General features: G+C 68.1%; 14 protein-coding genes. 4 read left to right on the plus strand and 10 right to left on the minus strand.

Annotated elements, in window-relative coordinates; translation table 11 throughout:
* Both QZ753_RS07770 and QZ753_RS07775 read right to left on the minus strand, forming a co-directional pair.
* Positions 1 to 432, minus strand: a 432-nt coding sequence (locus tag QZ753_RS07770) for an aldo/keto reductase (RefSeq protein ID WP_294642511.1), incomplete at its 3' end; no start/stop codon positions are given.
* Positions 433 to 471: 39 nt separating this feature from the next.
* Positions 472 to 1,416: an MBL fold metallo-hydrolase gene (locus tag QZ753_RS07775; RefSeq protein ID WP_294642588.1), complete on the minus strand. Its 945-nt coding sequence runs from the start codon at positions 1,414 to 1,416 to the stop codon at positions 472 to 474.
* Between the two features lie 173 nt (positions 1,417 to 1,589).
* Between QZ753_RS07775 and QZ753_RS07780 the strand changes: the two genes are divergently transcribed.
* Positions 1,590 to 2,483 (plus strand): LysR family transcriptional regulator, encoded by an 894-nt coding sequence (locus QZ753_RS07780; protein ID WP_294642513.1) that lies wholly within the window; start codon positions 1,590 to 1,592, stop codon positions 2,481 to 2,483.
* 73 nt (positions 2,484 to 2,556) lie between these two features.
* Here the strand turns inward: QZ753_RS07780 and QZ753_RS07785 are convergent, their stop codons facing one another.
* The 8 genes from QZ753_RS07785 to QZ753_RS07820 all read right to left on the minus strand — a co-directional run bounded on the left by QZ753_RS07785 (position 2,557) and on the right by QZ753_RS07820 (position 10,292).
* Positions 2,557 to 3,402 carry an SDR family oxidoreductase gene (locus QZ753_RS07785; protein WP_294642515.1) on the minus strand — a complete coding sequence of 282 codons (846 nt, stop codon included), beginning with the start codon at positions 3,400 to 3,402 and terminating at the stop codon, positions 2,557 to 2,559.
* 144 nt (positions 3,403 to 3,546) lie between these two features.
* Positions 3,547 to 5,076, minus strand: a complete 1,530-nt coding sequence (locus tag QZ753_RS07790) for a class I SAM-dependent methyltransferase (RefSeq protein WP_294642518.1) — start codon at positions 5,074 to 5,076, stop codon at positions 3,547 to 3,549.
* Entirely contained in the window at positions 5,073 to 5,576 is a 504-nt protein-coding gene (locus QZ753_RS07795; protein WP_367171499.1) for a class I SAM-dependent methyltransferase, read from the minus strand. Before QZ753_RS07795 ends, QZ753_RS07790 begins: the two co-directional genes overlap by 4 nt.
* Positions 5,577 to 5,788: 212 nt before the next feature.
* Positions 5,789 to 6,418, minus strand: coding sequence for a VTT domain-containing protein (locus QZ753_RS07800; RefSeq protein ID WP_294642520.1), 630 nt, complete (start codon positions 6,416 to 6,418; stop codon positions 5,789 to 5,791).
* A 2-nt stretch (positions 6,419 to 6,420) separates the two neighbouring features.
* Positions 6,421 to 7,392: an SDR family oxidoreductase gene (locus QZ753_RS07805; RefSeq protein ID WP_294642522.1), complete on the minus strand. Its 972-nt coding sequence runs from the start codon at positions 7,390 to 7,392 to the stop codon at positions 6,421 to 6,423.
* A 97-nt stretch (positions 7,393 to 7,489) separates the two neighbouring features.
* Positions 7,490 to 8,965, minus strand: coding sequence for a molybdopterin cofactor-binding domain-containing protein (locus QZ753_RS07810; protein ID WP_294642524.1), 1,476 nt, complete (start codon positions 8,963 to 8,965; stop codon positions 7,490 to 7,492).
* Positions 8,962 to 9,816, minus strand: coding sequence for a molybdopterin cofactor-binding domain-containing protein (locus QZ753_RS07815; protein ID WP_294642526.1), 855 nt, complete (start codon positions 9,814 to 9,816; stop codon positions 8,962 to 8,964). The genes QZ753_RS07810 and QZ753_RS07815 overlap by 4 nt, the downstream gene beginning before the upstream one ends.
* Before the next feature lie 11 nt (positions 9,817 to 9,827).
* Positions 9,828 to 10,292: a (2Fe-2S)-binding protein gene (locus QZ753_RS07820; protein WP_294642528.1), complete on the minus strand. Its 465-nt coding sequence runs from the start codon at positions 10,290 to 10,292 to the stop codon at positions 9,828 to 9,830.
* 908 nt (positions 10,293 to 11,200) lie between these two features.
* Here QZ753_RS07820 and QZ753_RS07825 point away from each other — a divergent pair.
* The 3 genes from QZ753_RS07825 to QZ753_RS07835 are packed head-to-tail and all read left to right on the plus strand — an operon-like array spanning position 11,201 to position 13,753.
* Positions 11,201 to 11,932 carry a response regulator gene (locus tag QZ753_RS07825; protein WP_294642530.1) on the plus strand — a complete coding sequence of 244 codons (732 nt, stop codon included), beginning with the start codon at positions 11,201 to 11,203 and terminating at the stop codon, positions 11,930 to 11,932.
* Positions 11,929 to 13,347, plus strand: coding sequence for an ATP-binding protein (locus tag QZ753_RS07830; protein WP_294642532.1), 1,419 nt, complete (start codon positions 11,929 to 11,931; stop codon positions 13,345 to 13,347). The genes QZ753_RS07825 and QZ753_RS07830 overlap by 4 nt, the downstream gene beginning before the upstream one ends.
* Positions 13,348 to 13,363: 16 nt before the next feature.
* The gene (locus tag QZ753_RS07835) at positions 13,364 to 13,753 is read left to right on the plus strand and encodes a LysR family transcriptional regulator (protein WP_294642534.1); all 390 of its coding nucleotides are present in this window, start codon (positions 13,364 to 13,366) and stop codon (positions 13,751 to 13,753) included.
* The last annotated feature ends 3 nt before the right edge of the window (positions 13,754 to 13,756 follow it).

Consider the following 13,756-nt stretch of genomic DNA (forward strand, 5'->3'; position numbering starts at 1 on the left):
CAACCGCGAGCGCTCAAGACTTTCACTCGCGTGTCCGGTATCACCGAGATAGTCGCCGGTCGCCCAAATCTTGTTGGCGAGGAAGACGTTCGAGGCATCGGGCATTTCCGACAGGATCGCGCCGACCGTGGTTTCGGCCGAGCCGTAGAGCGGCGAGGTGTCGACGACGCCGCCACCGCCCGCGACGAGGCGCGCTACCACGTCGCGCAGGCGGTCGCGCGGGTCTCCCGGCAGGAGATCGAAGGTCAGGAACGTGCCAAGCCCCAAGGCGGTGAGCTCACGACCCGTTCGCCCGATCCGCCGTGTGATCACGGGTTCGGAGGTTGCCGGCGCCGGTGCCGGTGCCTGCGCCCCGGCCTGCCCCGCACCCGCCAGCGTGGCGCCCGCGGCCGCGGCTCCCGCGGCGGCGCCGAGGAAGCGTCTCCTGTCCATTCGCATCGCATCCTTCGTCATCGCGCGTCGCTCCCATTTTTAGAACTGCCAGCCGGAGGGGACCCAGGCGTAGCCCGAGTCCGTCCGCAGGATCCGGCCGAGACCGGGGAAGGGGTAGTGGAAGCCGAGGACCAGCATGCGATCGGAGGCTGCCCGGTCGAAGATGCGGCGGCGCGCGGCGGCCGCGGTCTCGCCGTCGCGGTCGGGACCCGGCCGCCAGGGCCGGTCGATGTTGACTACGGGGTGGTAGGCGAGGTCGGCCGTCAGGAGGAGCTCATCGTTCCCGGACTGGACGAGGAAAGCCGCCATGCCCGGCGTGTGACCGGTTGCCTCGATCGTGGACAGTCCCGGCACGACTTCCGTTCCCGCCTCGTAGAACTCGACGTGGCGCGCCACCGGCTCGACGCTGCGCTTGATGTTGGCAGCAAAGCGCCGCCGGAACTCCGTCGGGACCGGCATGTAGGACAGGTCCGGCTCGCTCTCGACGAAGAAGGCCCAGTCCGCGCGCGGCACCATAACCGTGGCGTTCGGGAAGGCCCGCTCGCCCGACGCGGTGCGCAGGTTGCCGACGTGGTCCGGATGGGTGTGCGAGACGACGACGAGATCGATGTCTGCGGCCGAGACGCCGGCGGCGTGCAGGTTGTCGAACAGCCTGCCACCATTCGGCCCCATCGTCGTACCGGCGCCGGCCTCGAGAAGGATGCGACGACGACTCGTTTCCAAAAGAAGCGTGTTGAGGTTCAGCGTCAGGAAGTCGGTCGGCAGGAAGGCCTGCCGAAGAACGGCTTCGAGTTCTTCCTCCTGGGCATCGCCGGCATAAACCTTCGGCGGCCCACCGATCACGCCGTCGCTGACGACGGTGGCGGTGATCTCTCCGATCCGGAAGCGGTAGAGACCTGCGTTTCCGGCCGGTGGCCTCAGTTCCTGCGCGAGCGCGGCCGGCATGAGGGTTGCCCCGGTCAGGGCGCCAGCGGTGCCAACCATTGCGCCCAGCATGATCCTGCGTCTGTTCATCGTGAGCATTCGTCGCTCCTGTCTACGAGATGATCGCGCTGCACTGACCGCTTCGGTCGGCGCGGTTAAAGCGCAGGGTGACGGACCGCTTCCGGTCCGATAAGCCGACCAAATGCGAGCAAGCTGATCGCGTGAGGTGAGCAATGGTTCCCGTCCGCCTTGACCATCTGGAAGTCTTCGCCGCCATCGTGCGCGCAGGAGGGTTCCGCGCAGCGGCGACGGAGCGCGGCGTCTCCTCGTCCGTCATCAGCCAGACTATGAATGCGCTCGAAGCGTCGCTCGGTCTTCGGCTCTTGAACCGGACTACGCGCAGCATCGCGCCGACGGAAGCCGGGGAACGCCTCCTTCAGCGCCTCCAGCCCGCGCTGGCGGACGTCCGCCATGCGCTGGTCGAGCTCGGGCAGCTACGCGACGTGCCCTCGGGCCAGATCCGCATCAACGCCCCTGGGCCGGCGGTGGACCATGTTCTGTGTCCGCTCGCCTTCGCGTTCATGGACCAGTATCGCGAGGTCAGCATCGAACTCGTCAGCGACGCGGCGATCGTCGACATCGTGGCGCAGGGGTTCGACGCCGGTGTACGGTTCGGCCGGCAACTGGCGCAAGACATGATCGCAGTGCCGCTTGGACCGCCGTTGCGTTACGCGATCGTCACCTCTCCGGACTACGTGAACCGGCGCGGTCGCCCTGCTGTGCCGTCGGATCTCGTCCTCCACGACTGCATCCGACGCCGCTACCCTGGCGGGACGCTCTCGACTTGGGCCTTCGAGAAAGACGGCGAGTCCCTCGAAATCGAGCCGCAGGGCCGACTGACGTTGAGTTCGGCGCAGCAAGAACTTCAGGCCGCCCTCGCTGGTCGGGGTATCGCCCACGTCTTCGAGGACTACGCCCGAGATGCGCTGACGGACGGTCGGCTTGTCGAACTCCTCGCCGATTGGAGCCCACGCCTACCGAGCTGGTTCCTCTACTATCCCAACCGTCGGCACAGCAGTGCCGCCATGCGTGCGTTCGTCGACTTCGTGCGTGAGCGCTCCCGTTGAGGAGCGGCCACGCCGACGAGAGTCGCAGATGGGGGGTGCGATCGACCTATGCAGCATCCCTCCTTCAGGGCCTCTATTGCAGGCCACCGTTGGCGAAGACGACCTGCCCGTTGATCCACTCGCCGGAGCTGGAGCACAGGGAGGCGATCACCTCGGCAATGTCCTCGGGCAGGCCCAGGCGGCCGTAGGGCGTCATCGCTGCAGCGGCCTGAAGCTGTTCCGGCGATCCCTTGCCTCGCAGAAGATCCGTATCGACCGCCCCCGGGGCGACGGCGTTCACCGAGATGCGGCGCCCCGCCAGTTCCTTCGCGAGCGCCGAGGCGAACATCTCCTGGGCCGACTTGCTTGCGGCGTAGGGGCCGCAAGCGGCGGGACATTGAAGAACGATGGTCGAGCCGAGGGTAACGATGCGGCCGCCGTCTCTCACCCGACGCGCGGCCTCGCGCAGCACGTTGAACGTGCCCTTCACGTTGGTCGCCATCATCCGGTCGAACGCCGCTTCGCTCATCGTGGCGAAGGGATCGGTATTCATGATGCCGGCGTTGCTGACGACGACATCCACGCCTCCGAACGCCTCGGCATTGACATCGAACAGGGCGCTGACCGCGGCCGGGTCGGCCACGTCCGCCTGATGGTGGATGGCGCGCCCCCCGGCGGCCTCGATGTCCCGAACCACCTGTGCCGCCAGATCGCGGTTGGTCAGGAAGTTCACCGTCACGCCGTAGCCGTCGCGAGCCAGGCGACGCGCAGTGGCCGCGCCGATGCCACGCGACGATCCCGTGATGATGGCGGCTCGTCCGGCGCCCGGAAGAGGGGCGGAACCGGACGGGGCGCTCTGCGCCCCTGCCGCGCCGGCCAGCAAAGTGGGTGTGGCCGCGACTGCGAGCGCGAGAAGGGTGCGTCGGGTCGTGTCTGTCATGGTCGAACTCCTGAAGTCGTTGGCAAGGATTGTTGGTTGGCTGGAGGTGCCGGCACGCCGGGATCGGAGGGCGGACCGGCGCGAGGGATATCCGATGAGGTGCGGAGAGGCTGCCGGGAGGTGATCGGCCCCGCCGCGCCGTCTTCAGATGACCCGCAAGCCCCTCAGGTGCGGCTGGTCGAATTTGAGGAACCGTTCGGCCGACGGCATCAGGGCCCGAAGGTTGTCGTCCTTGGCTTCGAGGCGGTTGCCGTCCTTGGTCAGCCGCTCGCCGACGCTTTCGAGAAAGCGCCAGACGTATTGCGCCAGGGCCTCGGCTCTGTCTTCGCCCTCGCCGTGGGCGAGCGCGAAGAGCTGGCCGACATGGGTTGCTCTCACGCCGCCCCCGGTCGCGGGCGAGGCCAGATGCTGTAGGTCCATGCTGACGCGCGCCCGGCCCAGGATGTAGGCGTTCAAGGCCGAGCATCTCGCCTCCTTCTCGACGGATAGGGGCCGGGCCGGAGAGACGAGACCGGCGCCCGCAAGGATCGTCAGGGCCTCCGCCACGTCCTCGGACCGTCGGTCGCTTAGCCCGGGCGTCGCCAAGAGTTCGTCGATGGTCTTGGCGCGGTAGCCGCCCCCCGCCAGCGCTTCTATCAGCGGGTCGTAACGCTGCGCATCCAGCTCGGCCTCACCCCTGGCGCAAGGTATGCGCTTGGGGACGTCGATGGCAGGGACCATGAGCACGAAGGCAAGTTCGTGCCAGGCTTCGCGCAGCTCGGGACCGGTGAGCCTGCGAGGGCCCTTGGCGAAGATGTCGGCGCGAAAGCGCCGGTTCACCAAATGGTCGCGCAACGTCTCGCGCATGACGGCGTCGTCGAAGCGTGCGATCAGCTTACGACCATCGACCCCGAGCTGGATGGCATCAACCGCGTCCAGAAGGCGGGCCGGACCGAGGAATGTGAGCTTGGCGTCCCGGAGGTCGCGGACGAGGGCCGAGACGTTCTCCAGGCGCCAGTCCGCATTCAGGTACTCGTGCGCGAGATAGGCGGGATCCTGCCGCCTCAGCGTTTCCAGGTGATGCAGCGCGAGGGGGTTGTCGCGGAAGCAGTCGGCCCCGGCACGGACGAGTTCGTTCAACAGCGCCCTCGCTTCCAGGATCGTCCCGTTCGCGCCCGATCGGCTCCGGTCCCGGCAGATCGCCATCATCTCCCGGATCGGGGCGATCGGCGCCCAGCCCGGCAGGCAGTTGTAGCTGACGTAGACGATGCCGCCGGGGCGTAGCCTTTGCCGGACGATGTCCTTCACGCTTGCTCGGCCGGCATCCGTGATCCAGCTCCAGACGCCGTGGAGCACGATCGCGTCGAAGTCGGGAAGGTCGGTCCGGGTGGCGAACTCCTCGAACGAGTCTTCCAGGAGGCGGATATCGGCGCCGGACACGCGTGCGAGCGTCCTTGCGCCTGCCACGTGCGCCGAGTTGAAGTCGGTCCCCCAGTACGAGCCGTCAGACCCTGCGGCGTGAAGGTTAATCGAGACGCCTTGGCCGAATCCCAGTTCGAGGTATCGCGGCTTGTCGCCCAACGGCGGCGCCACCCCGTGACACAAGCAGGCGAGGTCCAGCATGGCGGGGTTGAGTTCGGGGTAGTAACCGAACGTATAATCCACGTCGGTGACGTAGCCCTGCGACCAGGTCATTGCGGGCGCCCCGGTAGCGGCGCTGTCTCGAGCGCGTGCCGGCCCTCGAGGATGGATGCCGGCGCATCCTTTCTCATGATCCGGTAGACCGCGGCGGGCGGGACGTTGGCGAGCGTCCGGCCGGTGCGCTGGGCCCTGAGGCCGAGACGCTCGAGGATCTCCGGGCGGACCGGGCAGCACGGTCCGTAGGTGAACTGGTGGAACGCCCCGCCCGGTGCCATGCGACCGAACGATCCCTTCAGGATCGAGAGCACCTGGCGAGGCGGCATGGAGAGAACGGGCAGGCCGCTGACCACCGCGCCGACGGGGCGCTCGCCGAACGGCGCGTGCGTTCGCAGGCGCGCGGCGTCCATGCAGAGCGTGCGGGCGCCCGGGAAGCGAAGGCGCAGCGCTTCGGCGAAGTCCGCTCCCGCCTCCACCAGCACGAGGTCCTCCGGTCTGACGCCGCGTGCGAGGAGCGCTCGCGTGAAGGCACCCGTGCCCGGCCCCAGTTCGATCACGGCACCCGTCCGTTCGTTGATCCCCGCCGTGATGAGGCGAGCCAAAGCCTTGCCCGAGGGTGTGATCGCGGCTACCCGCAGCGGATCCCGGATCCATGCCCGGAAGAAGCCGACCGCATCCAAAAATGGGTGAGCCTGTGTTGAGCGCTCGCCGCTGGGTTCCGCAAGGAAGGGGTCGGTGGGTGCGGCATCGGACCGTCCGTTTGCGGGGTTCACCATGAGGCACCGTACGGTCTGCGCCGTCCAAGGGTCTTTCGAGCATGCAGGAACAACACGGCCTGCGCCGCCAGGAGACAGCCGAGAGCCGAAAGCGCCAGGAGCGTCGTGTTCGCGTCCTTGACGGAGTGGGACGCGAGGTATCCGGCGCCGATAAACAGGGCGTTCCAGACCGCGATGCCCGCGGCCGATGCCGCAAGGAACCCGAGCGGGCGGCCGGGAAGGAGACCGGCGAACGTCGGGGCCAGCAGACGGACGGTGGGCAGGAGCTGGAACGAGAAGGCCAGCGCCGTCCTGTTCCGGCGGTAGTCGGCGATACGACGCTCGACGCGCTCGCCGGGCATCCCGATGAACCGTCCCGCTCGCTCCAGGAAGCGGCGGGACCGCGCCTCGCCGACGACTCTCACGGCGTAGAAGCACGCGGCGCAGCCGAGGGCGCTGCCCAATGTCGTCGCGGCGAGGGCGATCGGTACCGTCCAGGCGCCTTCCTCGGAAGCAACGCCGACGGCCAGCAGCATGCCGTAGGACGGCAGGATCGGAACGAAGCGCTCGGCGAGGCCGACCGCGAAGAGACCGAACGCTCCGTAGAGCGTGACCCAGGCCATGAGGTTTGCGATCGGGTCCATCCTCAGCCCCCGTGCTGTGGGGCCGTGTGGAAACCAACGAAGGTTGCGACATCCGCCCCCCCGAAATGCAGCCCCGCGAGGTCTTCGGAAACGTCCCAGAGCCGCCGCGCCACATGCGCGGCGAGCGCCGCCTCGGGTGGCTTGGCCTCGCTTGGGTATCCGCGCGTTTCGGACAGCCGGTGCGGTCCGTAGTATCCACCCTTGCGGGCTTCGATCGCGGTGGCGGCGAAGAGGATCGGCAAGGCCCCCTGCTCGGCCGGCTGGAACAGGAAGGGCAGCAGCGAGCGCACGAGTCCCTGCGGACTGAAACGACCGGGCGCGTTGTGCAGGAGGTCGGTGCGCGACACGCCGGGATGGGCGGCGATGCTCGTGATGCCCCATCCGGCGTCGTCGCTGCGACGCTGGAGCTCGAAGGCGAACATCAGGCAGGCGAGCTTCGACTGCGCGTAGACGGGCATCGGCTTGTAGCCGCGCTCGGCCTGAAGGTCGGAGAAGTCGATGCGACCGCCGCGCGCGCCGACGCTCGACACGGATACGACGCGAGGATCGTTTCCTCTTCGCAGCAGCGGCAGGAGGTGTGCCGTCAGGGCGAAGTGTCCGAGATAGTTCGTCCCGAACTGAAGCTCGAAGCCGTCGCTCGTGGTCTGCCGGTGTGGCGGCGTCATGACGCCGGCGTTGTTGATCAGGATGTCGAGACTGCCGCGACTGTCGGAGAGGCGACGTACGAATCGCGCGACGGAGGCAAGGTCGCCGAGATCCACAGGCTCGAAGCTCACGCGCGCGTCGGGTGCGATCCGCAAGATGCGCGTGACGGCATCCGCCCCCTTCGTGGGATTGCGGCCTGCGACGATCACGTCCGCGCCGGCCCGCGCGAGCGCCAGTGCCGTTTCGAAGCCGAGCCCCCCGGTGCCGGTTACGACGGCGGTGGCGCCGCGCTGGGAGGGCATGTTTCGGGCGGTCCAATGTTCGGTCATCGGGTTTTTCCTTGAGTTGAGACTGTTTGAGGAGGCGCAAGGGGTCGACGGCCGACCGCGGCGGACCGCTTCCGGTGGACGAGGACGCATCGGGCGGTCAGGTCGCCGGGGCGGTGCCGGATAGGACGGAGCGGGTTCGCCGCACGCCAACCGTGTCTGTTCGGGCAAACGGCAGCGTGCGCAGGCGGCGGCCCGTCGCCGCGAAGATGGCGTTTCCGATCGCCGCGGCGACGGGAACCACACCGGGTTCGCCCGCCCCGCCGGGCGCAAGCGGGCTGTCGATGATCGCGACCGTCACCCGGGGCGCGTTCGCGATACGCTGGACCGGAAAGTCGTGGAAGTTCGACTCCACCACCGCCCCATCCTCGACGGTGATCGCGCTCATCAGGGCGGTCGTGGCGCCGAACACGATGCCGCCCTCCATCTGCGCGACCACGGCGTCGGGGTTGATCACCGTTCCGACGTCGACCGCGCAGTAGACATGGTCGATCCGCACCTCGCCGTCCGGTGCCACCGTGACCTCGGCGACCTGCGCCACGACGCTTTGGTAGCAGTCCTCGATCGCGATGCCCCGACCGCGCCTGGGAGCCATCGGGGTGCCCCAGCCAGCAAGCGTGGCGGCCCGCTCGAGAACGGCGAGGTGCCGGGGCCGGTCGCGCAGGAGCATGCGGCGGTAGCCGAGCGGATCAGCGCCGGCCGCCGCGGCGCATTCGTCGACGAAGCACTCGCTGAAGAAGGTGTTGAAGGCGTAGCCGTTCGAGCGCCAAAGCCCGATCGGCATGTGGCTCGCGACGTTTCGGCTGCGCACCCGGCGCGCGGGGATGGCGTAATGAGCCTTCTCCAACCCTTCGGTCGTCAGGCGGTCGCCGTCGGCACCGGGGTTCAGGGGCAGGTTCCGGGCGGCGACCGACTGGATCACCGATTGGGCGGCGACGCGCGCGTCGTAGGCAACCGGCAACCCGTCGGCATCGAGCGCTGCGCGCAGCCTGGCCGCCGCGTGGCTGCGGAAAAGACCCCTTGCGACGTCCTCCTCGCGCGACCAGATCAGCTTCACGGGCCGCCCGGGATGGCGAGCCGCAAGATACGCCGCCTCGGTCACGACGTCCTGATCGCTGCGGCGTCCGAACGCCCCGCCGTTCATGGTGACGTTGCAGGTGATGGCGCTCGGTTCGACACCGGCCCAGCCCATGCCCGTCCCGACGCCGACGCGGATGTTGATCGATCCCTGGGACGGGACCCAAGCCTCCGCCGTTCCGTCGTCGCGAAGGAGAACCGTGGCGTTGAGCGGCTCCATGCAGGCATGCGCCACGAACGGGACCTGGTATGCCGCCTCGACGATGGAGGCGGCGGGGTCGTCGAGGGCGGCATCCACGTCGCCCTCGACGAGGTGCTCGTAGGGATCGTCCGCCACCAGCGCGTCGAGAAGGCGCGTCGACAGCGCGGCGCTTGACGCCGCGTCGGCCTCGGTTCGCATCCATTTGACATCGAGTTGCCAGGCGGCTTGTTCTGCGCGCCACCAGGAGTCGGCGACGATGGCGACGTGTCGGCCGTTCAGGATCGCCAAGTCGATCACGCCGACTTGGTCCCGGACGGCCGCCTCGTTACGGATGCGCTCGACTTCGGCACCGAAGACCGGCGCGCGTGCCGGATCGCGGCGAAGAGCATCCCGGGCAGCCTCACGTCCATCCCGAAGACGGGCTCGCCGCGAACCTTGGCCGGCAGGTCGACGCGGGGCTGCGATCGACCGATCACCCGCCACTGGTCGGAAGGCTTGAGCATGATGTCGTCGGGCGGCGTCAGCACGGCGGCGTCACGCGCGAGCTCGCCATAGGACAGGCTGCGACCGGAAGAGGCCTGGCGCACGAAGCCGTCGCCGGTCGTCAGTTCGCCGATCGGAACCGCCAGACGGGTCGCGCCCGCCTGCATCAGCATGTGCCGCGCCGAGGCGCCGGCGACGCGCATCGGGTGCCACATCGCCATGGTCGAGCCCGAGGCGCCGGTGTTGATGAAGCCGAGCCGCCCGAGCACGCGTCGCGCCATCCAGACCACCGGACCGCTCGCCTCCTCGGGGCGCACCTGAAGGACGTTCGTCCAGGTCGAGTAGGCCGGGTGCGGTTCGGTCGGGAAGACCACGCTCACCCTGTTGTCCAGGGGAACGTCGAGTTCCTCCGCCACCAGCATGGCCAGTCCCGTGTGGATGCCCTGGCCCATCTCGGCACGCGGCACCTGCACCACGATCCGGCCGTCGTCGTGGATCACCAGGAAGGCGTTGAGGACGGCATGCTCACCATCCGCCCGTCCCGTCAGCCCGCCGACATCGACGGTGGAAAGGTAGCCGATGCCGCCGACGGCGGCGACAAGAGCGGTGCCGCCGACGGCAGCGCCGGTCAGAAGGAAGCTGCGGCGGGACAGAAGGTTTGGCATCTCGGGGGTCCTCACGCCTGCGCCCGCGCCGCGGCGGCGCGATGGATGGCGCGCCGGATGCGCGGGTAGGTTCCGCATCGGCAGATGTTGGTGATGGCCTCGTCGATCTCGGCGTCGGTCGGGTTCGGCACGCGGTCCAGAAGCGCGGTGACGGCGATCAGGAAGCCGGGCTGGCAGAAGCCGCACTGCGGTACCTGCTCGTCGATCCAAGCCTGTTGCACGGGCGAAAGGGGGCCATCGGGGCGGGACAGCCCCTCGACCGTGACCACGGACGCTGCCCCGACCTCGCCCAGCGTGATCGCGCAGGAGGGCGTCGACTCGCCATCGATCAGGACGCGGCAGGCCCCGCATTGCGACGCCCCGCAACCATATTTGGCGCCGGGAAGATCGAGATCCTCATGCAGCACCCACAGAAGGGGTTTCTCCGCCGAGGCGGTGACGTTTCGGAGCGTGCCGTTGACGGTGATCGAGGGCATGGGATCTCCAATGTGTATGAACATCACCTCCGCGTGCCGGCTGCACGGCCGGCGTTGCTCGAGGCATTGGGACCGTCGAATGCAGATCCCTCCGGCGGTCGCCTGCGGCGGACCAGTCGGGTAGACGCTTTGACGGGTTCGGGATCGGGATGCAAAAGAGCGGGTACCGCGGCTCGGCCAAGTGCGAACCGGATCCTGGCTCCGGTGGTGGCATGAGATCCCGGCCCCCATGGGGGGGCGTTGAACCCAAGCGAAGGCCGGGGGGAGCCGCCGCGGAAATCCGAGCTACTGACGAGAAGCCTATTTTAGCTATCTGCGGAGTTGGTCGGGCAGCGGGAGCGGATGCATGGGGAACGTGATCCGGTAGGGCAGAAGCTGGGCCGGCAACGCTCGCATCCTCAACTCAACAGTTGAAGCCGGTTGGCTGTTGTTCTTGCTCGGGGCAGATGCCTCGGCCACTTGCATTGCGGACCGGCCCTTCCGGGCCAGCGGAAATAGGAGAAGCAATGCCGCGCTGATCGGCAGGTCATCGATCGCGAAGGGGGCGTTCCGTGGTTTTTTCGAGCGTGTCATGGCGCGTTCGTCTCCGTGTCGATACGTGATGGGAAGCTCGAAGCCTCTCGGGCTGCGGCTTCGGATCGCTTTGCTTGACCTGCGGCAGGAGCCAAAGAATTGGCGATCCTGCGAAGGTGGCGGCGAGTTGCCTCGTCGCTTCGAGAGGCAAGTTAACCGTCGCTTGTCGTCTGGCTGTGTCGGCAACGTCCGCGATTGTCGCGGATTGTATCGCTTGGGCGTCGCAAAGCCCGCTGCCACCGTCCGGCTTGACACAGAACGCGACAGTTTTCTTCGGGCCTTCCTGCATAACCTCCAGTATGCATGGCCTCGGAAATCAGCAGTCGGGGCAGTCCATGGAGTCCGTTCCACACATAGCGGTCGTCGACGACCACCGGGAAATCCGCGACCTCGTCGGCAAATACCTGCAGCAGCAGGGCTATCGCGTCAGTCTCGCGGAAAGCGGCCCTTCCCTTCGCCGCCTGCTCAATCGCGGTGCCATCGATCTCATCGTGCTCGACATCATGATGCCGGGAGAGGACGGCCTGTCCGTCTGCCGCGAGCTGAGGGGCGGGTCGCGCACCGGTGTCGGCATCCCCATCATCTTCTTGACCGCGCGCCGCGACGAGACCGACCGCATCGTCGGACTGGAACTCGGGGCGGACGACTACCTCGTGAAGCCATTCTCTCCGCGCGAGCTTCTGGCGCGCATCAAGGCGGTCCTTCGCCGTGTGAGGGAGCTGCCGCCGCAACCGGCCGCCCGCAGCGCCGGGACGATGCGGTTCGACCGCTGGATCCTCAATCTGGCCCGGCGCGAACTGCAGGGCGAAGACGGGATCGGGGTTCCCCTCTCGACGGCGGAGTTCCGCCTGCTCAAGGTCCTGATCGAGCGCCCGGGCGTCGTCCTCAGCCGCGAGCAACTCCTCGATCTGACGGTCGGCCGCGAGGCCGACCCGTTCGACCGCGCGATCGACAACCAGATCAGCCGCCTCCGCCGCAAGGTGGAGTCCGACCCGAAGAACCCGGTGATCATCCAGACCCACCGCGGTGGCGGCTACAGCTTCATGCCGGAGGTCTCCGCGCCATGAACCGCGCCCTCCACTGGTGGCGCAGGAGCCTGAGCGTCCAGCTTCTCGGCTCGATGCTGATCGCGCTGTTCGCATCGCAGTCGATCGGGATCTGGATCTCGTGGGACAAGTTCCAGGCCGACATGCAGGCGGCGGCGCGCACCGAACTCGCCAGTCGCGCCGCCGCGGTCGCTCGGCTGATCGAGTCCTCCCCCGACCCGGTTCAGGCCAGCATCGCCAGGGTCAACGGGACCGAGTACACCCGCTTCTGGATCTCGCGCGAGCCCATCCCCGATCTTCAGAGCTGGGTGCACGAGGCGGCCGAGCGGTTCCAGATCCCGTTGCGCGTGCTCCTGAACGGCGCCCAATCCGAAGGCGCCGACGCGGTGGTGTCTCGACCGGCCGGGTGGGATGCGGAGCTCGCGACGATCGATGCCGTCTGGACCAAGGCATCCCCTCAGCAGACCGATCTACCGCCCCGGGCCGTGTATCTCGACTATGCCGAGCGCAACGGGGCGGGAGTCATCGTTCCACTCGGTGGTGGCAAGGCCCTGAACGCGGCCTTCTACAAGGAGTTCTTGCCCTCCATCTGGAAGACCCACCTTCCGCTCGCCCTGGCGCTGACGGCCATCCTCGTTTCGATGGTTGCCATGGTCATCCTGCATGGCGTCGCAGGTCCCCTGCGCCAGCTCACCAAGGCCGCCGACACCTTGGGGCGCGGCGAGGCGGTCCCGCCGCTGAAAGCCTGCGGAACGGACGACGTGCGACGGACCGCCGAAGCCTTCAACCGCATGCAGGAGCGCCTGCACCGTTTCGTCGAGGACAGGACCCGCATGCTGGCGGCGATCGGCCACGACTTGCGCACGCCAATCACGACGCTGCGCCTTCGTACCGAGTTCATCGAGGATGCCGAGTTGAAGGACCGGATGCTGTCGAGCATCGGAGAACTCGAGGAGATGACGGAAGCCACGCTCTCGCTCGCCCGCCAGGATACGACCAACGAGGCGACCCGGACGATCGACCTCTCGGCGCTGGTCGAGAGCGTGTGCGAGGACCTCGCCGAACTCGGCCAGTCCGTCCATTTCTCGCATGACGGGCGCGTGGCCTATCGCTGCCGCCCCGAGAACCTGAAGCGGATGGTTCGCAACATCGTGGAGAACGCGGTGCGCTACGCCGGGCATGCCGAGGTGCGCCTCGTCGCGACAGCGTCGGGCGTCGAGATCCTTGTTGAGGACGACGGGCCCGGCATTCCGATCGATCGGATCGAGGACGTCTTCACTCCCTTCGTCCGGCTGGAGGATTCGCGCTCGCGCGACACGGGCGGCGCAGGACTCGGGCTTGCGATCGCACGGGCGATCGCACGTCAGCATGGCGGCGACATCGTGCTGACGGCCCGCAGCCCCGGATTGCGGGCGACTGCCATGCTGCCGGCATGATGCGGAACGGGAGGGCATGCCGACTGCGGCGCGTCCGTTGTTCCCGCTGATGAACGGGCAGCTGCCCGCCATGGCAGGAACGCTGCAAGTCACGAGCCGGCGGTTGATGCCCGAGGCCGGACCCCAACGCGCTGAAATCGATCGAGAGATGCACCGACCTCCAGCCGATCCCTCGCTTCTCCAGTTGCGGTGCTTCCTGGCGATCGTCGAGGCGGGAAGCTTCGCCGAGGCGGGTCGGCGGCTGGGGCTTTCCGCGTCCGTGGTGTCCAAAACCATGGCGCGCCTCGAAGCCGCTCACGGCGTCAAGCTCCTGCACCGATCCACCCATGCGGTGTCCCCGACCGACGAGGGGCTGGCCTTGATCGAGCCTGCGCGTACGGCCGAGCGTGCGCTCGCCGAGGTCTAGCTG

The organism is uncultured Aureimonas sp. (assembly GCF_913775355.1).
Classification (GTDB): domain Bacteria; phylum Pseudomonadota; class Alphaproteobacteria; order Rhizobiales; family Rhizobiaceae; genus Aureimonas.

Excerpts from the sequence above, each read along its gene's own strand:
- QZ753_RS07775 (WP_294642588.1), bottom strand. The coding sequence starts at position 1,416 with ATGGTTGGCACCGCTGGCGCCCTGACCGGGGCAACCCTCATGCCGGCC.
- QZ753_RS07780 (WP_294642513.1), top strand. The coding sequence starts at position 1,590 with ATGGTTCCCGTCCGCCTTGACCATCTGGAAGTCTTCGCCGCCATCGTG.
- QZ753_RS07785 (WP_294642515.1), bottom strand. The coding sequence starts at position 3,402 with ATGACAGACACGACCCGACGCACCCTTCTCGCGCTCGCAGTCGCGGCC.
- QZ753_RS07790 (WP_294642518.1), bottom strand. The coding sequence starts at position 5,076 with ATGACCTGGTCGCAGGGCTACGTCACCGACGTGGATTATACGTTCGGT.
- QZ753_RS07800 (WP_294642520.1), bottom strand. The coding sequence starts at position 6,418 with ATGGACCCGATCGCAAACCTCATGGCCTGGGTCACGCTCTACGGAGCG.
- QZ753_RS07805 (WP_294642522.1), bottom strand. The coding sequence starts at position 7,392 with ATGACCGAACATTGGACCGCCCGAAACATGCCCTCCCAGCGCGGCGCC.
- QZ753_RS07815 (WP_294642526.1), bottom strand. The coding sequence starts at position 9,816 with ATGCCAAACCTTCTGTCCCGCCGCAGCTTCCTTCTGACCGGCGCTGCC.
- QZ753_RS07820 (WP_294642528.1), bottom strand. The coding sequence starts at position 10,292 with ATGCCCTCGATCACCGTCAACGGCACGCTCCGAAACGTCACCGCCTCG.
- QZ753_RS07825 (WP_294642530.1), top strand. The coding sequence starts at position 11,201 with ATGGAGTCCGTTCCACACATAGCGGTCGTCGACGACCACCGGGAAATC.
- QZ753_RS07830 (WP_294642532.1), top strand. The coding sequence starts at position 11,929 with ATGAACCGCGCCCTCCACTGGTGGCGCAGGAGCCTGAGCGTCCAGCTT.
- QZ753_RS07835 (WP_294642534.1), top strand. The coding sequence starts at position 13,364 with ATGCCGACTGCGGCGCGTCCGTTGTTCCCGCTGATGAACGGGCAGCTG.